Source organism: Streptomyces griseus (assembly GCF_001715295.1).
Lineage (GTDB): Bacteria > Actinomycetota > Actinomycetes > Streptomycetales > Streptomycetaceae > Streptomyces > Streptomyces griseus_G.
The window spans coordinates 1,827,650-1,847,702 of the sequence record NZ_MDKB01000002.1; the positions used below are offsets into that span (position 1 = coordinate 1,827,650).

Sequence of the window (20,053 nt, forward strand, 5' to 3'; positions counted from 1 at the left end):
CTGCGAGCGGCCCACCCGGCGCCAGAGCGGAAACCCCGGCCCCGAGGGGGCCCGCATCGAGGGGCCTGCCCGAGTCGGACGGGATCCGGAGGCGAGGACCGGGGTCCGGCCACCCGTACCGGGCCCCCCGGGGCCGGACGGCAGCCCCCACTAACCGACGACCGCCCCGTTCCGTACGGCCGCACCCGAGCCGGAAGCCGTACCCGGCCCCGTACCCGTGCCGGAGCCCGTTCCCGGGCCCGAGGCCTCCGCCGGGGACCCGGACGACGCCGTGCCCGCGGCCGTCCCGCCCGTCCCGCCCGTCAGCGAGGACACCGTCATCCCGGCGAGCCCCAGCTTCTCCGCCGCCGCGAGCAGTTGCCCGACCTGCCCGGACGCCGTCCCGGAGGACGACCGCATCAACTGCGTCAGCAGCGCCGAGACCGTCAGGTTCCGCACGTCCCCCGAGGTGACGGAACCCAGGACCCGGGTCAGGTCGTCCGTGAACGACCCGGTCCCGTCCAGCCACGGACCGGCCAGCGCCCGCGCGGTCCGCGAGTTGTCCACGAACCCGTCCACGCTCCGCCCCAGCGAGACCGACGAGACGAGGCGGTCGAAGAAGACCGAGTCGCCGCCGACGATGTCGATGTCCGCGTGCTCCAGCCCCGTGGCCAGCACCGTCGCCTGAGCTTCCGCGACCTGCCGCTGGACGTCGAACTCCGCCAGCCGGATCTCCTTCTCCGCGGCCAGCCGCAGCCGGTACTCCTCGTGACCGCGCGACGCGTCGTCCAGTGCCGCCATCGCCGCGGCCTTCTGCGTGAGGCCCTCGGCCTCGGCCTTCAGCTTCTCGCCGATCAGGGCCGCGTCGGCGGTGGCCTGGGCGCGCGTACCCTCCGCGGCCGCCAGCGCCTTCAGCCGGGAACCCTCCGCCTCGGCCTTGAGCCGCGCCTCCGTGGCCTGCGCCTCGGCGCGGCCGGCCTTCTCCGTGACGTCCGCCTCCGCCTCGCGGACCCGGACCTCCGCCAGTCCCGCTGCCGCGCTCTCCGCCTGGACGCCCTCCGCCAGCCGCAGCTTCGCCCGCGCGTCCAGGTCGGCGGTCTTCAGACGGGCGTCCGCGAGGGTCAGCTGCTCCGCAGCACGGTGCGTCGCGGCGGCCTCCGCGGCCTCCGCCGCCTTGATGTCCTTGACCAGCTTCTCCTGCGCCTCGGCCTCGGCCGCGATGATGACGGACCTACGGGTGCGCTCCGACTCCTCCACGGCCCGCAGGGTCAGGATCGACTCCTCCTGCTCGGCGACCGTACGGTCCACCGCGATCCGCTCCCGGATCACGTCGGCGACCTCGCGGCGCTCCACCTCGACCTCCTTCGTCGCGGCGATCCGGGTGAGCTCGGTCTCGCGCTCGCGGCCGATGACCTCCAGCAGACGGTCCTTCTCGATGCGCTCGTTCTCCACGGCGATGACCCGCTCGCGGTTCTTCTGTGCGACGGCGACCTCCCGGGCCTGGTTCTCCCGCTGGATGCCGAGCTGCTCCTCCGTACGGATGAACGCGCCCTGCGCGCCGAGCCGCTCCTCCTCCTGCACCCGGGCGGTGGCCGCCTCCTCGCGGGCCCGCAGGGTCTCGACCTCCCGGCGCTGCTTGATCTCGGCCTCGGCCTGCCGGCGTTCCAGTTCGAGGATGGTCTCGCGGGCGTCGACGTCCTGCCGGGTGATCTCCTTCTGCTCGGTGCGCTGGAACTCGTTGGTCCGCACGTGCTCGATCGCCGTCAGCTCGGTGATCTTCCGGATGCCCTGCGCGTCGAGGATGTTGGCGCCGTCGAGCTGTGCCATCGGCGTCTGCTCGAGGAAGTCGATGGCGGCGTCGTCGAGGTGATAGCCGTTCAGATCGGTCCCGATGACCCGGATGATCCGGTCCCGGAACTCCTCCCGCTTGGTGTAGAGATCGACGAAGTCGAGCTGCTTGCCCACCGTCTTCAGGGCCTCGGAGAACTTCGCGGCGAAGAATTCCTGGATCGCGGCCTTGTCGCTCGCCCGCTCCGTACCGATGGCCTGGGCGACCTTGATGACGTCCTCGACCGTCTTGTTGACCCGTACGAAGAACGTGATGTGGATGTCGGCGCGGATGTTGTCCTGGCAGATCAGCCCCTCGCGCCCGGTGCGCCGGATCTCGATCGTCTTCACCGAGATGTCCATGGTCTCGGCCTTGTGCAGCACGGGCAGGACGACCGCACCGGTGAAGGTGACGTCGACCTTCTTCGTCTTGGAGATGATCAGCGCCTTGCCCTGCTCCACCTTGCGGAACAGGCGGGTGACGACGAGGACCAGGGCGAGGGTGATGAGCAGGACGACGGCGATGAGCAGGCCGACGCCCAGGGAAATGGCATCCATGGCAGTCCTTGGCGGCTGGAGGGGACGGAAGTCCGGAAGGGGCGCGCCGCGTCAGGGCGCGCGGAACCACGGGCCCGGGGCCCGGAAGGAAGCGGTACGGCGGTGAGGCGGGAGGCGGCGGCCCGGCCGGTCAGCGGGCCTCGCGTGGCACGGGTCTCGGTGCGAGCGCCGCGTCGTACGCCGCGATCCAGAAGAACTCGCCCTCGGCGTCGTAGGCGTACAGGAGTCCCGTACTGCCCGACGCGAGCACCTCGCCCGGATCCGGTGGACCCGGCTGCCGCACCTGCACGATCGCGGTCGAGCCGTCGGCCGCCACGACCTCCGCCTGCCCGAAGTCGGAGCTGACGGAGCCTGTGCGGACCGTGCAGACCTGGCCCACGAAGTCCTGACGTGAGGGCGGGGGTTCCGCAGGAAAGTAGCGGCGGAAGCGGTGCACGACCACGCGGACGACCCCCAGGGCGATCAGTAGCGCCCCCGCCAGTACGAGGACGTGGAGCGCGGCCCGAGCGGTACCGGTGACACCGCTGCGGAGCACGAGGACGGACCCCGTCAGGCTGGTGAACCAGGAGACGAGGACGAGCAGCGACACGGACACGGCGACCGGGACCCCGCCGAGACCGGCAGAGTCGGCGTCGAGGTCGGTGTCGAAGGAGTCGGGGCCGGTGACGCCGGCCAGCACCAGCAGCCAGAAGCAGACGACGACGACCAGGGCGGCACCGAAGAGGACGGCCGGAAAGGTCAGTGCCGCGGAAAGGAATTCGCTCATCGGTCCACCCCCTGCGCCATCGCGCCTCTGCTTACGGCTCCCGGAGGCGGCGGTGGGGCGGAGGCGTGGGAGGGGCACCGGCGCCGCAGGACCGCGAACGGTCCCGCGACAACCGGTTCTGCTCCCCCGTTCCCCCCGTGTTCCCCCGTGTATCCCCCGTGTTTCCCCCGTGTGTTGCTGCCCTGATGGTGTCAGCCGGGGCGCTCCCACGCACTGCCGGAATCCGGCAAACTTCACAGGGTCGTCCTGCCGGGCACCGGCAGCGGTCCGGGGGGTCGGCGGAACGACGGCGCAGTTGTCGGCAGACAGGAGTGAGTGGTGGCGGAACCCGAGATCCCCGAAAGATTCCTGGGGGACCATGCCCGCGTACTGGCCGAGGTCGCCGAGACGGGCCGCAGGCTGACCCGGGACGAACTGGAGACCCGGCGCGCCCTGGGCCGTGAGGCCGCCGAGGCCGGGCACCAGTTGCGCGCCCTGGTGAGCCTTCATCTGAAGGCGACGCGAACCGGCTGGCCGGGCGCCGCCGTCGGGGCGGGCACCGTCGAGAACGTGCTGGCCGCCGTGGAACAGGCGGTCGACGCCTTCGCCGAAGGCTTCGAGCGGGCGCAGCGGCTCACCGTGCGCCGCGAGGAGGCGGCGCGGCGGGAGTTCATCGACGACCTGCTCTACGGGCGCAGCGACCTCGGCCGGCTCGCGGAGCGCGCCACCCGCTTCGGGCTGCGGCTCTCGCGGGCCCACGCCGTCGCGGTGGCGGCGGGCCCCGAGGCGTACACCGAGAGCGACGCCGTCCCCCGCAGCGTGGAGGCTGCCCTGCTCGCCCGCTTCGGCGGCCGGAAGATCCTGCTGACGACTAAGGACGGGCGCCTCGTCTGCATCGCACCCGGGAGCCAGCCCGACGTCCTGCGGTACTTCGCGAAGCAGGCACACGCGGCGACGGACGGCGGCCAGGTCGCGGTCGGCCGCCCCCACGACGGTCCCGGCGGGGTCGTCCACTCGTACGACGAGGCGCTCGACGCCCTCGATCTCGCACGGCGGATGGGGCTGGACGATCCGGTGCTGGACGCCGCCGACCTGCTGGTCTATCCGGTCCTGACCCGGGACCGGCAGGCCATGGCCGACCTGGTGCGCAGCGAACTCGGCCCGCTCAAGCAAGCGCGGGGCGGCGCGGAGCCGTTGCTGCGGACGCTGTCCGTGTACTTCGACGCCGGCTGTGTGGCTGCGGAGACGGCCCGCCGGCTGTCGCTGAGCGTGCGCGCGCTGACGTACCGGCTGGAGCGCATCCACCAGCTGACGGGCTCGGACCCGGCCGACCCGATGCACCGTTACACGCTGCAGACGGCGGTGATCGGCGCCCGGCTGCTGGACTGGCCGGCGAACGAGCTCTGACCGCGCGTGATCGGCCCGCTGGTGCGCGCGCCCCGGGGGATCTCGACGGGGACGACGCCGCTGCCGGAACGCGGCCCCGGCGGGGGCGTATGCGGGACCGGGTGGGACGAGGGGGTGGCCGGGAGCGCGAAGGGGGGTGTTGCGCTCCCGGCCTGCCGGGCGCGGACCGGGGGTGGGCCGGTCCGCGGTCATCCGGCGGTGAGTTGGGTACGACGGGCGGCGCCGTCGTACCGGTGGTGGTGCCGTACCGGGGACTGCTCCGGAGGTCCCGTCCGCCCGGCGCCCGGCCTGCGCGTTCCGGTGATGCCCGGCACACGCCCGCCGCGTCGGCGGTGTCCTCCGGCACGTCCGGTGCCGGCACGCTCCCCTGCCCGCCACCGCGGGCACCGGACGCCGTCGTGCCCGCCGGACGGACGGCGTGCGCGGGACAGCCCTTAGAGGTCGAACTCGTGCGGCGGCAGGTCGAGCGCGTAGCAGGCCTCGCGCACGACAGCCTGTTCCGACTTGTCGAAGTCGCCGTCGGCGCCGCCGATGACGATGCCGATCTGGATGACGGCACGCGCCTCGGCGGGCTTCTTCCTCGCCTTGGCGACCTCCTGGAGCACGCTGACCTTGCCGAAGGCGAAGTCCGCGGTCAGCTTGTTCACATAGTCGTTGAACCGGCGCTGGAGGTCCTCCGCGGGGAAGTTCCGCAGGACGTCGTTGCTCGCGATCAGTGCGGCCACACGCTGCCGCTCGGAGGGGTCGATGGAGCCGTCGGCCGCAGCGACCAGGGCGCACATGGCCATGCTCGCGTCCCGGAACGCCCCGCTCTTCAGGTCGTTCTTCTTCGCCTCCAGCTGCGTCTGCATCGTCGACGCGGATTCCTTGATCCGATCCCAAAGGGCCATGACGTCTCCATACGTTGCGTTGCCTTGTGGTGCGTGCGCCGCGTGCGTACCCGCAGCCGCGGCGGGTGGTGCCCGCGGCGCGGGAACCAGTCGAACTCTACAGCCGTGTAGAAGTTAGCAGGTATGCCGCCCGCCGGGCCGGGAATCCGGGCACTCAGTAGGATGCGGCGATGGACAGGCCCACAGGCGCGGACAGCCGCGACACCTCGCACGGCCCGCGGCTGCCCAGGCGGGGCCAGGGCCAGCTGGAGTCCCAGGTCCTCACGGTGCTGCGGTCGGCGGACGGCCCCGCGACGGCGGGCTGGGTGCAGGAACACCTCGACGGTGACCTCGCGTACACCACGGTCATCACGATCCTCTCCCGCCTCTACGCGAAGAGCGCCGTGACCCGCACCCGCCAGGGCCGTTCCTACGTCTGGACCCCCGCCTCCGACGAGGCCGGTCTCGCCGCCCTGCGGATGCGCCGCGTCCTGGACGGCGAACGCGACCGGGAGGCCGTCCTCGCCCGCTTCGTGTCGGCGCTCTCGCCCGGCGACGAGGCCCGGCTGCGCGCACTCCTCGCCCGCGCCACCGGGCCCGGCGACGCCGGTGAGCCCGCAACGGAAGACTGAGGGCGCGGCACACCATGGGTGTCTTCGTCTACCTCCCGCTCGTGCTGCCGCTGACCGCCCTGCCGATGGCCCGCCTCGCGGAACAGCACCTGCACCCCAGGAGCGCCACCAGGCTGCTGGCCGCCGTCGGCACGACCCTGGCACTGTGCAGCACCCTGTGCCTGGCCTTGCTGATGGTGGTCGGCACGGCCCAGCTCCCCGGCAACCCGCTGCCCGACGGCTGGTCCGACCCGGAGGTGCGCGCCGCCGTCCCGTACGAGGAGAAGGCGGGGCTGGTCGCCATCGGCGTCCTGGGAGCGGTGGTGGCCGCCTGCGGCGCGACCCTGGTCCGGCACGCCCGGACCAGGATCCGCGCGGTCCGCGCCCTGCCGCCGCCGTCCGCGGGGCACACGGCGACGCTGCGCGCGGAACTCCCGGGCGAGCCCACGTCGTCCCGGGACACGGACGGGGCGACGCCGGACGTGGCGGTGGTCGCGTCCCCCGACCCGTACGCCTACGCCCTGCCCCGTACGCGCGGCCACGGCGGCCGGGTCGTGGTGTCCACCGGCATGCTGACGTGCCTCGACGGCTCCGAACGCCGCGCGCTCGTCGCCCATGAGCGTGCGCACCTGGCGGGCGGCCACCACCGCTACCTGCTGGCGGTCCAGCTCGCCGCCCGGGCCAACCCGTTCCTGCTGCCGCTCCGTACGGCCGTGGCGTACAGCACCGAACGCTGGGCGGACGAGGAGGCGGCGCACGCGGTCGGCAGCCGCCGGACCGTCGCCACGGCGGTCGGCAAGGCGGCCCTGTTCTCGAACCGTCCGGCGGGGCCCGACCCCGAACGGGCCACGCTGCCCGCCTTCGCCGCGGCCGGTCAGGTCCCGCGCAGGGTCGCCGCGCTGCTCGGCCCCGTGCCGTCCACCGGCCTGTGGCCGCCGCCCTCGGCGCACCTGGGGGTCGCGGCCATGCTGGCGACCGCGGGAACCGCGGCGTCCGCGCTGTCGTCGCTCAACGCGACGGTGATGCTCGTGCGCATCCTGCACGCGGCCACGCCGCTCTGAGTCCGAGCGCCCCGGCATCCCGGCCGGCAGGCCCGGCCCACGGATGAGCCTGCCGGCCCGGCGAAGGGAACCGGCGCACCCGTGTGTTCCGGACGACGCCGAACGGCTGCCGCGTCGCCGACACCACCGCAGGCCGCCGGAGGGAGGGCGCCGCGCTCGTGGAACGCCTCGCCCCCAGGCGGCGCACGGCCCTGGGCGACGCGCTGACGGCCTCCACCGAGGAGGGCGGCGAGGAACCGCACCGGAGATCCACCCGCTCGTGCGGACGCAGGCCCGGCCGGGAACCGGTCCGGCGCGGCCGGAGCCGAACCGGACCGGCCTGACGGCAGGCCCGACGGGGTCGGTACCTGAAGGCTGTCCCGCATCCCGCATCCCGCATCCCGCATCCCGCATCCCGCATCCCGCGGCGGGCGGGCGGCGTCGGCCAGGGCGCCTGCCGCGTCTGCCGGAACCTCCACGCGCACGCAGCGTCCGGACGGACCTCCGCCGTGCGCCGCAGCATGTCCGGCACCGCGCGGGGGCCCACCGGGAACCGCGGGCCGGCTCTCAGGGACGCTTCCCGTCCTGCCCCGCGGGTTCGGGCGTGAGCCCGTCGTGGGACGGCGTCGGGTCGATGGGTGACGGCGTGAGCCCGTCGTGGGACGGCGTCGGGTCGATGGGTGACGGCGTGAGCCCGTCGTGCGACGGCATCGGGTCGATGGGTGACGGCATCGCGTCGTCGGCTGCCACGGTCACGGCCGGATCTGCACCGGCGCCCTTGGCGGTGCCCTTCCCCTTGCCCGCGACCAGCGCCTGCACCCGGGACGCGACCGGTTCGGTCCACCGCGCCGTGAGCGGCCCGGCGATGACGAGGATCAGGACGTACGCGGTGGCGATCGGCCCGATCCGCGGCTCGGTCGCCACCGCCAGACCGGCGATCACGATCGAGAACTCACCCCGCGCGACGAGCGTGCCGCCCGCGCGCCAGCGCCCCCGCGGGCCGATCCCGGCCCGCCGGGAGGCGTACCAGCCGGTGCCGATCTTGGTGAAGACGGTGACGATCGCCAGCAGCGCGGCGGGGAGCAGCACCGGCGGTATCTCCGCCGGGTCGGTGGACAGCCCGAAGAACACGAAGAAGACGGCGGCGAACAGATCCCGCAACGGTGTCAGCAGCTTGCGGGCGCCCTCCGCGACCTCACCGGACAGGGCGATGCCCACCAGGAACGCGCCGACCGCGGCGGACACCTGCAACTGCTGCGCCACACCCGCCACCAGGACGGTGAGCCCGAGGACCACGAGCAGCAGCATCTCCGGGTTGTCGGACGACACCGCCCGGCTGATGAGGCGCCCGTGCCGCAGCGCCAGGTACAGCACGAAGCCGACGGTCCCGAGCGCGATCAGCAGGGCGATACTGCCCCCGGCCAGGCCGACCCCGGCCAGCATCGCGGTGAGCAGCGGCAGGTAGACGGCCATCGCGAGGTCCTCGATGACGAGGACACCGAGGATGACGGGCGTTTCGCGGTTGCCGAGCCGCCCCATGTCCGTCATCACCTTCGCGATCACGCCGGACGACGAGATCCAGGTCACCCCGGCCAGTGCCACCGCCCCCACGGGGCCCCACCCGAGCATCAGTCCGGCGGCTGCGCCGGGGGTGGCGTTCAGGACGAAGTCCACGGCCCCGGACGGGTACTGCGTCTTGAGGCTGGTGACGAGTTCGGAGGCGCTGTATTCGAGTCCGAGCAGGAGCAGGAGGAGGATGACGCCGATCTCCGCCCCGATGGCGGTGAACTCCTCACTGGCGCCGAGCGGAAGGAGACCGCCCTCCCCGAAGGCGAGTCCCGCCAGCAGGTAGAGGGGGATCGGTGAGAGCCCTATCCGCCCGGCGAAGCGTCCGATGATGCCGAGCCCCAGGATGACGGAGCCAAGCTCCACCAGCAGTGCGGTCGTGTCGTGCACGGTCAGCCCTCCGCGATGATCTCGGAGAGCGTGTCGACGCCCTCACGCGTGCCTACGGCGACGAGCGTGTCCCCGATGGCCAGCCGGAAGTCCGGCCCCGGCGACGGATGCGCGCTGTGGGTGCGCAGGACGGCCACGATGGACGCCCCGGTACGGGTACGTGCCCGGGTGTCCCCGAGCATCCGCCCGCCGTAGGGGGACCGGGCCCCGAGCGGAATGTGCTCGGTGACGAGGTCGATCCCCTCGGTCCGCACGGCGTCGATCGGCGCGGCGTCGATGAGGTGGGCGAGCCCGGTGGCCTCCGCCGGGGTCAGGGGTACGGAGAGGCGGCACGAATCAGGATCGTCCTTCTCGTAGAACCCCAGGAACCGGCGACCGTCGTGGTGCACGACGACGGAGATGTGCTGTCCCGACTCGGTGGTGTAGTCGTACTGGACGCCGACTCCCGGCAGCGAAGTGCGGTGGGTCCCCATGGTTTCCTCCCCAGGAGCGCGGCGACGTGCGGCGCGTTTTGGTGATCTCTTTAGCTCCCCATTACCCTAACCGGCCCCCTCCGGCCCCCGGGGGCCTCGCGCTGTCGGAGGGAGGCGACCGACGGCCCGATCCTGCGGTACCTGCGGCTTCTGCAGGGAGGCCCTGTCTGCAATCACACACCGGCGGGCGCCCGCGACGCAGCGGGGCCCGGCGGGAGGTGAGGATGTCCCGCCGGGCCCCGGTGGAGCGCAGGGGTGCGTCAGTCCGTGACCTCGATCTTGCCGTGCGCGGACCCGTGCCCCGCCGCGGATCCCGACCCCGCCGCGGGTACGGCCGCCGGTTCCGGCGCGGAGGTGCCGGCTGCCTTGCCCCGGAGGTTCTGGAGCAGGGCGGCGAGGTCGACGCCCGTGGTGGAGCTCAGGAGTTCCATGCCCTGGGCCACGTTGTCGGTGACCGTGCGGGAGAGCTGGCTGGCACCGTCCGTGGAGATGACCGTCATCTTGTCGATGGCGCTCAACGGCTCGGACGCCTTGGCGACGACGTGCGGGAGCACCTCGACCAGCATCTGGAGGACGGCGGCGTCCCCGTACTGCGCGAAGGCGTCGGCCTTCTTCTGCATGGCCTCGGCCTCGGCGGCGCCCTTCGCCGCGATGGCTGCGGCCTCGGCCTCACCTTCTGTGCGCACGGCGTCGGCGAGGGCCGAGCGGTGCAGCTTCTCGCCCTGGCCGGTGAGGCGGGAGCGCTCGGCGTCCGCCTCGGCCTCCTTGACCTGGGCGATACGGCGGGCCTCGGCCTCCTGTTCCGCCCGGTAGCGGGCGGCGTCGGCGGGCTTGCGGACCTTGGTGTCGAGCTCGCGGTCCGTCAGGGCGGCCTGGCGCTGGGCGACCTTCTCCTGCTCCGCGAGGACCTCCTGCTGGCGGGCCGCTTCGGCGAGAGGGCCGGCGGCGTTCGCCTTGGCGGCCGCGGCCTCCGTCTCGGCCTTGATCTCGGCCTGCTTGAGGTAGAACGTCCGCTCGGCGACGGCTATCTCCTCGGCCGCCTTCAGCCGGGCCTGCTCCGAGGCGCGCCGGGCGATGGCCTCGGCGATGTCGGCCTCCTGCTTGGCGCGGGCGGCCTCGGGCCGTCCGAGGTCCTCGAGGTAGGAGCCCTCCGTGGTGATGTCCTGGATCTGGAAGGCGTCCAGGATCAGGCCCTGGCCGGACAGGCTGGCCTCGGCCTCCTCGGCGACCTGCCCGGCGAACGCGGCGCGGTCGCGGATGATGTCCTCGACCGACATGCGGCCGACGATGGCGCGCAGGGCGCCCGACAGCACTTCCTGGGTGAAGCCGACGATGCCGTTCTGCTGCTGGAGGAAGCGCTGGGCGGCGGCGCGGATGGCGTCCTCGCTGCCGCCGACCTTGACGATGGCGACGCCTTCGAGGTTGGACTTCACCCCGCGCAGGGTGACGGCCCCCCGGACGGCCACGGGGATGTGCCGGCTGGAGAGGTCCAGGGTGAACTTCTGCTGGACGAACGGCACGACGAAGACGCCGCCGCCGACGACGACCTTCTGGCCGCTGTTGTCGATGCTGGTGCGCCCGGTCACCGGGTCGGTGGACTTCTTGCCCCGGCGGCCCGTGATGATGAAGGCCTGGCTGGGGCCCGCGACCTTGTACCGGGTGATCACGGCGAGGGCCAGGAGAACGACGAGAACGACGACGCCGACGACGGCGGTCACTACTGGACTCATGAGGTGTGTCCCCCCTGCCTCCCGGAAGGGCGGCAGTTGTTTCGAACTGTGCGGACTGCGGACGGACGTGCGGATCGGCGGTGGGCGCTCAGCGCTCGACGGGGCGGACCGTGACCGAGGTGGTCGACAGGGTGGCCTCCACCCAGACTTCCGCACCCCGCTCCACCGGCACCGCGCTCTTCGCGGAGAACTTCACGGTCTGGCCGGCGAGGCGCAGCAGGACCTCGCCGTAGCCGTCGGCCGGGATGGGCGTGACGACGGACCCCGAGGTGCCGACGAGATCCTCCCCGCGCGGTGTCGCCGTGGTCTGATCCCGCATCAGGGCCCGGCTGAACTTCCAGGTCAGCCAGGCCGCGACGACTCCGGCGGCGGCCCCGGCCGCGACGGCCGCAGGCGTGCCCACGCCGGTCGTGCCGAGGACGATCGCGCCACCGAAACCGAGCATGGAGAGGAAACCGGCGATGACGGGCAGAGAGAGCAGGCCGTCGAAGAAGCCGTTCAGCACGCCGCCCAGCGCGTCGCCGAAGAGCCCTTCGAGGAGTCCGTCGAAGATCAGGGAGAAGGTGAGAAGCGCGATGCCGGCCATGCCGAGACCGAGAAGAACGGTCATGTGATCACTCCCCCTGGTGCTTCGATCTCCCCCGAGACGTTTCCGTCGAACTGGCTGAAGGGTCCCATACGCGACCCATGAGTGGTACTGCCGGAACCCGGCAGTCTTCACGCGCTCTTGATGCCGGAAAGCTTCTCCGCGAGCGTGTCGGACGACTGGAACGTCGCCCCCAGCAGCGCGACGTGCTTCCACCGCAGCACGCCGTCCGGCCCGATCACGAAGACGGCGCGCCGCACGCCGATGCCGGGCGCCGCGACACCGTACGCCCGGGCGGTCTCCCGCCCCGTGTCGGCCAGGAGCGGCATGCGCAGACCGTGGGCGCGGGCGAACGACTCATGACTGTCCACACCCTGTGGACTGATTCCCCAGACCTCGGCGTCGAGCCCTTCGAACACGTCGAGCCCCGAGGAGTAGGAACAGAGCTGCTTGGTGCAGACGGCCGTGTTGTCACCGGGGTAGAAGGCGAGGACGACGTTGCGGCCGCGCGCGGCGGAGAGCGCGTAGTCGCGCCGCTCGAACGCGTCGCCGTCCAGGACGCCGCCGGGAAGGACGAAATCGGGTGCCAGGTTGCCGGGCCGGGGTCCTGATGCCATATCGGGCTGCTCCTCAATCCGTACGCGCGAGGGCGCGTGACTCGTACAGTGAACGGCACTTTCCACGCATCGACACATCCGACCCATCCGTACGCCGCTCGGCACCGAACCACGCAGAGAGGACCGGACCCGGTCCGGACCCGCAGAGGAGGCACAGGTGACCGGACGACCTCTTTCCGCGGCGGTGCTGATCCTCCACGGCGGCTACGAGACGGGGATCGCCCCGCCCCCGCCCGGCGTCCTGAACCTGCCGGGCCTGCGGATGGTGCCGATCACCCGCGCGGTGGCCCGAGCCGTCCGGGGCTCCGGCGTCCGCATACGGGTGCGGGCCGTCCGCTACACGCACCGGGGGTGGAACGGGACCCGCCGGGACCCGCTGCACGACACCGTCCGCGCCCTGGACGCCCTGCGGCAGGAGGCGGGCACCGTCCCGGTGGTCCTCCTGGGCCACTCGATGGGGGCCCGCGCCGCTCTCCAGGCGGCCGGCCATCCGCTGGTCCGCTCGGTGGTGGGCCTGGCCCCGTGGTGCCCGCCCGGGGATCCGGTCACGCAGCTCGCGGGACGCGACGTCGTGCTGCTGCACAGTACGCGGGACCGGGTGACGAGCCCCGACGCCTCCCAGGCACTCACGGCCCGGGCCCGGCACGCCGGTGCCCGTACCTGCCTGGTCACCGTCCCGGGCAGCGACCACGCGATGCTCCGCCGCGCCCCGGCCTGGCACCACCTGACCACCACACTCGTCCGCGGCCTGCTGGGACTCGGCGCGCTCCCGGACGCCGTCGACGCGGCCCTGCGGCTGCCGGCCGACGCCTTGCCGACCGACGGCACGATGACCTTGGACAGCCTGCCCCGGGGACCGGGCGGCAACGCGCTGCGCGGCGCTGCCCCGCGCTGACTGCCGGGCGGGTCCAGTACGGACGGCGGCGACGGCCGTGGGTCCCGGGGGCGGTGCGGAGATGCGGAGCGCGGGGTGGCGGCTGACCATGGGACGGAGGGCGGCCGGGCCGCCCCCCGGACGCGGTTTCCTCCGCCGACCGAGCCCACCCGTTCCGGGAGGTTCCCTTGCAGGGTGAAGAGGACACCGAGGCCGACCCGCCGCCGTTCGACCCGGCCGTGCTCGACGTCCTCCTGGGAGGTACGACGGCAGGCGTGGGGGTGCTCGACACGGAGCTGCGTTTCCTCTACGTCAACCCCGCACTCGAGCGGCTCGACGGACTTCCCGCCCGTGAGCACCTGGGCAGGCCCATCGGCGAGGTACTCCCGGAGGTCGACGCCCGTGAGGACGTGCTCCGGGCCGTGCTGAGGGACGGCCGCCCGCGCGAGGCCGTGTCCAGCGGGCAGACCTGGGCGCCCTCGGCGCTCGAACGCCGGTACTGGCACGGGGCGTACCACCGCCTGGAGGAGAACGGGCGGATCCGGGGCGTCGTCGTACTCGTGCTCGAGATCAGCAAGGCCCAGCACCAGCAGGAGCAGCTGGAGCGCGCCAGGCGTCACCTGGCGTTGCTGGACACCGCGGCCGTCAGCATCGGCACGACCCTCGACATGGACACCACCTGCCGGGAGCTCGCCGAATTCGTCGTGCCGGCGCTCGCCGACGTCGCCGCCGTCGAAGTGTGCCCGTCGGACATCGGGCACACGGTGCGCCACGCGCCGCCCGGTGTCCTCCGGCTGAGGCGGTCCGCGCTCGTGGCGGTCCCGGAACTGCAGGCGGCCGCAGATCAGTTCGGTCGCCCCGGGGAGTACATCGACTACCAGGAGGACGCGCCGGTACCGCGTTGCCTGGAGGCGAACCTGCCACGGATCGAGGACCTCGCCGGCGAGGAACAGCTCACCCGCTCGGAGCTCACCAGGAAGCGCGTCGAAGCGGCCCGTGCCGTCGGTATGCACGCGGCGGTCATCGTTCCGCTCACCGTGCGCGGCCGTCCGCTGGGCTGCCTGAGCCTCGCCCGGGCCGAGGGGTCGCCCCCCTTCACCGACGAGGACGTACTCGTCGCGCGGGAGCTGGCGGGACGGGCAGCCGTCGACCTGGATCACGCCCGCCACTACGCCCATGAGCACACGATCGCCCGCGAGCTCCAGAACTCCCTGCTGGCCGAGCCGAGAGGGCCCCAGCCGCACGTCGAGGTGGTGACCCGCTACCTGCCGGCCGACCAGGGCGCGCTGGTGGGCGGCGACTGGTTCGACGTCATCCCGCTGCGGGGCGGGCGCCATCTGAAGGCGATGGGCGACGTCATGGGCCATGGTGTGGAGGCGGCCGTCGCCATGAGCCACTACCGCTCGCTGCTGCGTCTGCTGGCCGAGGACGACCAGCCGCCGCACCTCATCCTGGACCGGCTGGACAGAGCGGTCGAACGCTCAGGGGTCGACCGGGCGGCGACCTGCCTGCTCGCGGTCGTCGACCGCTCCCGGGGGGTCTGCCACATCTCCAGCGCCGGCCACCTGCCGCCCGTGTTCATCGATCCGGGTGCCTCCGCCGCCCGGATCGCCGAACTGCCGGTCGGCCCGCCGCTCGGGATGGGCTTCGGCGCGTACACGACGACGACGGTGCCGTGCGGCCCGGGCACGGTGCTCCTGATGTACACCGACGGGCTGGTGGAGCGCCGGAACGAGGACATCGACGTGTCCGTCGGACGGCTCGCGAGCGTCACCCTGCCGTCGAGCGGGCGGCTCGACGACCTGCTGGAGGAGGTCATCGGCAGGTTCGGGCGGGACGCGGAGGACGACATCGCCGTCCTGGCCTCACGGATCAGGGACGCGGAGAAGATCTGAACGGGCCCGTTGTCAGTGGCTGCTGGGACCATCACGACCATGGAACCTCTCCTCCTCGCCGACATCGAAGCCGCCGTCCGCACCGGTTGGGACGCGGACACCACCACGCCCGAGCACCGGCCGCGGTGGAATCCCGGCAACCCCGCCCGTGACCAGTGCGGAGTCACCGCCCTCGTGATCAACGACCTGCTGGGCGGCGAACTGATCCGCGGCGAGGTGCGCGTCGACGGGGAGCGCGTCGACTACCACTGGTGGAACCGGCTGGGCATGGGTGTCGAGATCGACCTGACACGCGAGCAGTTCGCCCCGCACGAAGTCGTCTGCGCGGGTGTGGTGATCGAGCGGCCGGCGCAGATCGTACGGCTCCGCGAGGAGTACGAGCTGCTGCGCGACCGGGTGCTGGAGCGGCTGCGCGGCCGGACCCGGACCGGCGGGACGGCCCGGTCTGCCTGACCGCCCGGGGAGCCCGGGCCGTCGTGAGCCGCCCGGGAAGGGGCCGGCCCGGATTCAGCCGAGTTCCAGGCTGGTGATGCCGAAGACGCCCGCCCGGTCCATGTCGGGTACGGCGTCCGTGTACATCCGTGCCGTGTCGAACGAGGGTGTCAGTCCGAGCTGCTCCGCGAGGCGGACGGCCTGCGGGTTGATGTCGGGGACGTCGATCGCGACGGCTCGCTCCGGTGCCGTGGCGGCGAGCGCGCTGACGAGTGCGGCGGCCACGCCGGGGGAGTCGGCGTGCACCGGTCCGATGCGCGAGGCCTCCCTGCACTCGCGCAGCACGGCGAGGCCCACGGGCTTCCCGTCACGCACGGCGGCGAGAGCGGTGCGCCGGGGTGCGGTGATCCAGGAGGCGAGGAAGCTGTCGCGGGCTTCGGGGAAGAAGCGCCGGTCGTACGCGGTGAGGAGGGCGAACGGCAGGACCCCGGCATCGGTGAGGACGACGCCCGGAGGCGGCGCGATGTCCCGGGGGACGGCGCCCTCGTACCGGGCGTTGCTCCAGGCGACACGGAAACCGGACCTGCGGTAGTTGTCCTGCTGGGCGGGCACGCCGTCGAGGCCGACGGTGCGCCCGTGAAGCCGGGCCATACCCGCCTGCCAGGTTCGCAGGCCGTACCCCCTGCCCCGCAGATCCGGCCGGGTCAGGTAGAAGCCCAGGAATCCGAAGCCGGCGCCGTACCGCACCACGGAGACCGAGCTGATGGGCTCGCCGTCGAGCCGGCCGACGAGGAAGCCGCACGGATCGGCGACGAAGAACGCCTGCCCGTCGGTGAGGCCCGGATTCCATCCCTCCGCGTGGGCCCAGTCCCCCAGCACGGTGATGTCGTGGGCGCTCGCGGTCGTGATCGCGAAGTTCTGCCCGAGACGTTCGTACCCGGCATGCGACCCGTTCAACGACCGTGCCGGTCGTGACGTCGACGCAGCCGGCGCAGCACGACGAAAGCGGAGGTGGCCAGAGGCAGGAGCCCGGCCACGGTCCTCGCGGTGCTCGGCCTGCCCCGCGCGCCCCGGGCCCGGCGCATCTGCCTGACGGTACGGACGACGGCGACCGCTACGCCGCCCGGACCGGAGATCAGGCCGACTGCGGAGTTCTTCGGAGTCCTGGGCATCTCCATGCCTCCTGGTGCGTACATGCGCGGCCCCCTCGTCCACGTAACCGGCTGCGGGGCGGGACCGCAATCGGGGCCGTACGGGTGAGCGGCGGCCCCGATGGACGGATCCGCCGGCCGGGCGGAGGCGGAAGGCCGGGGGCCGGTGGCCGCCGGTGACGCGCCGGGTGGCCCACCGGTGGGCTCCGTGCCGCTCGCGCCGGTCCGGTCGGGGGCGGCGGCTTCCGGGGCTGGGGCCGGCATAGAAGTAGCCCTTCACGACGGGGGATGCGTGAAGGGCTACCCGTGCAGTATGACCGCTCGAGGGCCCCCCGACAACTGACCGGCCGGTCAGCCGGGTCGCGCGGACCGGCAGGTCGGAGGCGGCACGGCGCCTTCGGTCGTCGGTGCGTGTGCCGCGAGGGGGATGTCCCCGACGCCGGGAACCTGATATAGCGGCGATAGACATGACCTACCCGTACGCCTAGGCTTTCTCGTGCAGCCAGGCCATACCGGTGGCCGGTGCGCAGCAGAAGAGGTGCAGATGCCCCCGGAGACTTCCTCGCACGCCACGGATCGTCTCGACGACGACGACTACCCCGCTTTCACCATGGGGCGAGCCGCGGAGATGATCGGCGCGACGCCGGGTTTTCTCAGGGCGATCGGTGAGGCCCGGCTGATCACGCCCCTGCGGTCCGAGGGCGGTCACCGCCGTTATTCGCGCTACCAGCTGCGCATCGCCGCCCGCGCCCGCGAACTGGTCGACGGCGGCACGCCGATCGACGCGGCCTGCCGCATCGTGATCCTGGAGGACCAGCTCGAGGAGGCCCTGCGGCTCAACGAGGAACTCCGGCTCGACGAGGTTCCCCGGAAGCCGAGGGCGGGCCGGGGCGGTACCGATTCCTGACCGGCGGACGGGTACATATCTGATTCCGCCGGCACAGAATTACGCGCAATGAGCGATGAATTTTTATGCCGTGCACGGTGGAGCGCCGCCGGAGTGATATGGCTTACCGCCCGGCTGCGCCCGAATCGTGCTACGGTTGGGATCAGTTGCAGTTGTGGTTCCCAAAACTTCAAGTGCTCTCGCCGGTTTCACTCCGGTGGGCGCACTTTTGTATTTCCGGTCTCTTCCGGACGGGGCAATCATTTGCGGCGACGTAGGGCTCGCACAGTGTGGGCCCACGGGCAACGCCCCGAAGGAGATATGGCATGGCTACTGGCACCGTGAAGTGGTTCAACTCGGAAAAGGGCTTCGGCTTCATCGAGCAGGAGGGTGGCGGCGCTGACGTCTTCGCCCACTACTCGAACATCGCCGCCCAGGGCTTCCGTGAGCTGCAGGAAGGCCAGAAGGTGAACTTCGACGTCACGCAGGGCCAGAAGGGCCCGCAGGCCGAGAACATCACCCCCGCCTGATCACCGTCAGGCGTACTGCGTAGCTGGGGCCCGCACCTTGGGGTGCGGGCCCCAGCTCGTTGTGTTCCCCGGCCGTGGCCGGCGCTGGACCGGTAGACGATTCCGGTGGGCGCGGGCCGGGCCGGAGCAGTGAATTGCAGTCATCCTGAAGCGCCGCAACGAGCCGGTTCATCCGGCGGGCGCGCTTCGTTCTTCGTTATTTCACCGGCTCGTTCTTGCGATTCTTGGCGCCGTACATGGCTGCAGCCGCCCGGAAAGAATCCCTCGACACGTGCCATTCGAGGGAAGGTTCTCCATTGAACCGCGATCGCACAGCTCGCACGAACGACCGATTTTCCCGGACCCGCTCCGGCGGGGTTTCCGGCAGCCGCACCGCCAACGGTTTCCGTTCGCAGGGATCCGCCCGCCAGGCCGCCCCCGGCTTCCAGGGCCGCTCCGGCGGACCGAAGCGTTCCGGTGGTTACGGGCGCCGCCCGGCCGCCGTCACGGGTGAATTCGCGCTGCCGGTGACCATCACGCCGGCCCTCCCCGCCGTGGAGACCTTCGGCGACCTGGACATGCCCGCACCGCTGCTGGCGGCGCTGGGTGCCGAGGGCATGACGGTGCCGTTCCCCATCCAGGCGGCCACCCTGCCCAACTCGCTGGCCGGCCGTGACGTCCTGGGCCGCGGCCGTACCGGATCGGGCAAGACGCTCGCCTTCGGACTGGCCCTGCTGGCCCGCACCGCGGGCAACCGCGCCGATGCCCGCCGTCCGCTGGCCCTGGTCCTCGTCCCCACGCGGGAGCTCGCGCAGCAGGTCACCGACGCGCTGACCCCCTACGCCCGGTCCCTCAAGCTGCGGCTGGCCACGGTCGTCGGCGGGATGTCCATCGGCCGCCAGGCCAGCGCGCTGCGCGGTGGCGCGGAGGTCGTGGTCGCCACCCCGGGCCGGCTGAAGGACCTCATCGAGCGCGGCGACTGCCGGCTCGACCGGGTCGCCATCACCGTCCTGGACGAGGCCGACCAGATGGCCGACATGGGATTCATGCCCCAGGTCACCGAGCTGCTCGACCAGGTCGGCCCCGACGGGCAGCGGATGCTGTTCTCGGCCACCCTGGACCGCAACGTGGACCTCCTCGTCCGCCGGTACCTGCACGACCCGGTCGTCCACTCGGTCGACCCGGCCGCCGGTGCGGTGACGACGATGGAGCACCACGTGCTCTACGTCCAGGGCGCCGACAAGTACGCCACGACCACCGAGATCGCGGCCCGTGAAGGCCGGGTGATCATGTTCCTGGACACCAAGCACGCCGTGGACAAGCTCACCGACCACCTGCTGAACAGCGGGGTCCGGGCCGCGGCGCTGCACGGCGGCAAGTCCCAGCCGCAGCGCACCCGCACCCTGGACCGGTTCAAGACGGGCCATGTCACGGTGCTGGTCGCCACGAACGTCGCCGCCCGCGGCATCCACGTCGACAACCTCGACCTCGTCGTCAACGTCGACCCGCCCAGCGACCACAAGGACTACCTGCACCGCGGCGGCCGTACCGCCCGCGCCGGGGAGTCCGGCAGCGTCGTCACGCTGGTGCTGCCCAACCAGCGCCGCGAGATGAGCCGTCTGATGGCCGACGCCGGGATCACGCCGCAGATCGCGCAGGTCCGCTCCGGCGAGGCCGAGCTCAGCCGCATCACCGGCGCCCAGGCGCCCTCCGGTGTCCCCGTCGTCATCTCGGCCCCGCCGACGGAGCGCGCGAAGAGTTCCGGTCCTCGGGGCCGGCGTGGCGCGCGGCCGGGCCAGGGCCGCCGCTCCAACGCGGGTACGCCGACGCCGCAGGCGCGGGCCGCCGCGGCACAGCGCCGGTCCAACCGGGCCGCGTAGTCACCGGGCCCGCCGGTCCGGCGGGCCC

General features: G+C 72.6%; 19 protein-coding genes. 9 read left to right on the top strand and 10 right to left on the bottom strand.

The window, feature by feature from the left end:
* Positions 1-150 precede the first annotated feature (150 nt).
* Together BA175_RS14750 and BA175_RS14755 are read right to left on the bottom strand one after the other, a co-directional pair.
* Positions 151-2,364 carry a hypothetical protein gene (locus tag BA175_RS14750; protein ID WP_079159549.1) on the bottom strand — a complete coding sequence of 738 codons (2,214 nt, stop codon included), beginning with the start codon at positions 2,362-2,364 and terminating at the stop codon, positions 151-153.
* Between the two features lie 130 nt (positions 2,365-2,494).
* Positions 2,495-3,130 (bottom strand): hypothetical protein, encoded by a 636-nt coding sequence (locus BA175_RS14755; RefSeq protein WP_069171726.1) that lies wholly within the window; start codon positions 3,128-3,130, stop codon positions 2,495-2,497.
* Between the two features lie 318 nt (positions 3,131-3,448).
* Here BA175_RS14755 and BA175_RS14760 point away from each other — a divergent pair, with 318 nt between their 5' ends.
* On the top strand, positions 3,449-4,516 hold the full coding sequence (locus BA175_RS14760; RefSeq protein WP_069171727.1) for a PucR family transcriptional regulator: 1,068 nt from the start codon (positions 3,449-3,451) through the stop codon (positions 4,514-4,516).
* 434 nt (positions 4,517-4,950) lie between these two features.
* Here BA175_RS14760 and BA175_RS14765 read toward each other — a convergent pair whose 3' ends face one another.
* Entirely contained in the window at positions 4,951-5,406 is a 456-nt protein-coding gene (locus BA175_RS14765) for a tellurite resistance TerB family protein (RefSeq protein WP_069171728.1), read from the bottom strand.
* A gap of 170 nt (positions 5,407-5,576) precedes the next feature.
* Between BA175_RS14765 and BA175_RS14770 the strand changes: the two genes are divergently transcribed.
* Together BA175_RS14770 and BA175_RS14775 are read left to right on the top strand one after the other, a co-directional pair.
* Positions 5,577-6,017 (top strand): BlaI/MecI/CopY family transcriptional regulator, encoded by a 441-nt coding sequence (locus BA175_RS14770; RefSeq protein WP_069171729.1) that lies wholly within the window; start codon positions 5,577-5,579, stop codon positions 6,015-6,017.
* A gap of 14 nt (positions 6,018-6,031) precedes the next feature.
* Positions 6,032-7,057 (top strand): M56 family metallopeptidase, encoded by a 1,026-nt coding sequence (locus BA175_RS14775; protein ID WP_069171730.1) that lies wholly within the window; start codon positions 6,032-6,034, stop codon positions 7,055-7,057.
* A 546-nt stretch (positions 7,058-7,603) separates the two neighbouring features.
* On the opposite strand, the gene BA175_RS14785 is transcribed toward BA175_RS14775, so the two are convergent.
* The 5 genes from BA175_RS14785 to BA175_RS14805 form a co-directional block, all read right to left on the bottom strand.
* The gene (locus BA175_RS14785; RefSeq protein WP_254667870.1) at positions 7,604-8,992 is read right to left on the bottom strand and encodes a cation:proton antiporter; all 1,389 of its coding nucleotides are present in this window, start codon (positions 8,990-8,992) and stop codon (positions 7,604-7,606) included.
* A gap of 2 nt (positions 8,993-8,994) precedes the next feature.
* The gene (locus BA175_RS14790; protein WP_069171732.1) at positions 8,995-9,465 is read right to left on the bottom strand and encodes a cation:proton antiporter regulatory subunit; all 471 of its coding nucleotides are present in this window, start codon (positions 9,463-9,465) and stop codon (positions 8,995-8,997) included.
* Positions 9,466-9,725: 260 nt separating this feature from the next.
* Positions 9,726-11,195 (bottom strand): flotillin family protein, encoded by a 1,470-nt coding sequence (locus tag BA175_RS14795; RefSeq protein WP_069171733.1) that lies wholly within the window; start codon positions 11,193-11,195, stop codon positions 9,726-9,728.
* Between the two features lie 88 nt (positions 11,196-11,283).
* A complete protein-coding gene (locus tag BA175_RS14800; protein WP_069171734.1) occupies positions 11,284-11,805 on the bottom strand; it encodes an NfeD family protein in 522 nt (173 codons plus the stop codon).
* A gap of 107 nt (positions 11,806-11,912) precedes the next feature.
* Complete coding sequence (locus BA175_RS14805; RefSeq protein WP_069171735.1) at positions 11,913-12,398, bottom strand: peroxiredoxin; 486 nt, start codon at positions 12,396-12,398, stop codon at positions 11,913-11,915.
* Positions 12,399-12,555: 157 nt separating this feature from the next.
* Between BA175_RS14805 and BA175_RS14810 the strand changes: the two genes are divergently transcribed.
* From BA175_RS14810 to BA175_RS14820, 3 genes are all read left to right on the top strand, one after another.
* Positions 12,556-13,293 carry an alpha/beta fold hydrolase gene (locus BA175_RS14810; RefSeq protein ID WP_069171736.1) on the top strand — a complete coding sequence of 246 codons (738 nt, stop codon included), beginning with the start codon at positions 12,556-12,558 and terminating at the stop codon, positions 13,291-13,293.
* A 167-nt stretch (positions 13,294-13,460) separates the two neighbouring features.
* Positions 13,461-15,167, top strand: coding sequence for a SpoIIE family protein phosphatase (locus tag BA175_RS14815; RefSeq protein WP_069171737.1), 1,707 nt, complete (start codon positions 13,461-13,463; stop codon positions 15,165-15,167).
* A gap of 39 nt (positions 15,168-15,206) precedes the next feature.
* A complete protein-coding gene (locus BA175_RS14820; RefSeq protein WP_069171738.1) occupies positions 15,207-15,620 on the top strand; it encodes a YunG family protein in 414 nt (137 codons plus the stop codon).
* Positions 15,621-15,674: 54 nt separating this feature from the next.
* Here BA175_RS14820 and BA175_RS14825 read toward each other — a convergent pair whose 3' ends face one another.
* Positions 15,675-16,556 (bottom strand): GNAT family N-acetyltransferase, encoded by an 882-nt coding sequence (locus BA175_RS14825; protein ID WP_069171739.1) that lies wholly within the window; start codon positions 16,554-16,556, stop codon positions 15,675-15,677.
* Positions 16,553-16,771, bottom strand: coding sequence for a hypothetical protein (locus BA175_RS14830; protein ID WP_069172122.1), 219 nt, complete (start codon positions 16,769-16,771; stop codon positions 16,553-16,555). Before BA175_RS14830 ends, BA175_RS14825 begins: the two co-directional genes overlap by 4 nt.
* A gap of 523 nt (positions 16,772-17,294) precedes the next feature.
* Here BA175_RS14830 and BA175_RS14835 point away from each other — a divergent pair.
* The 3 genes from BA175_RS14835 to BA175_RS14845 all read left to right on the top strand — a co-directional run bounded on the left by BA175_RS14835 (position 17,295) and on the right by BA175_RS14845 (position 20,025).
* Positions 17,295-17,657 (top strand): helix-turn-helix domain-containing protein, encoded by a 363-nt coding sequence (locus BA175_RS14835; RefSeq protein WP_069171740.1) that lies wholly within the window; start codon positions 17,295-17,297, stop codon positions 17,655-17,657.
* Between the two features lie 305 nt (positions 17,658-17,962).
* On the top strand, positions 17,963-18,166 hold the full coding sequence (locus tag BA175_RS14840) for a cold-shock protein (protein WP_014155340.1): 204 nt from the start codon (positions 17,963-17,965) through the stop codon (positions 18,164-18,166).
* 296 nt (positions 18,167-18,462) lie between these two features.
* Complete coding sequence (locus BA175_RS14845; RefSeq protein ID WP_069171741.1) at positions 18,463-20,025, top strand: DEAD/DEAH box helicase; 1,563 nt, start codon at positions 18,463-18,465, stop codon at positions 20,023-20,025.
* Positions 20,026-20,053: the final 28 nt, after the last annotated feature.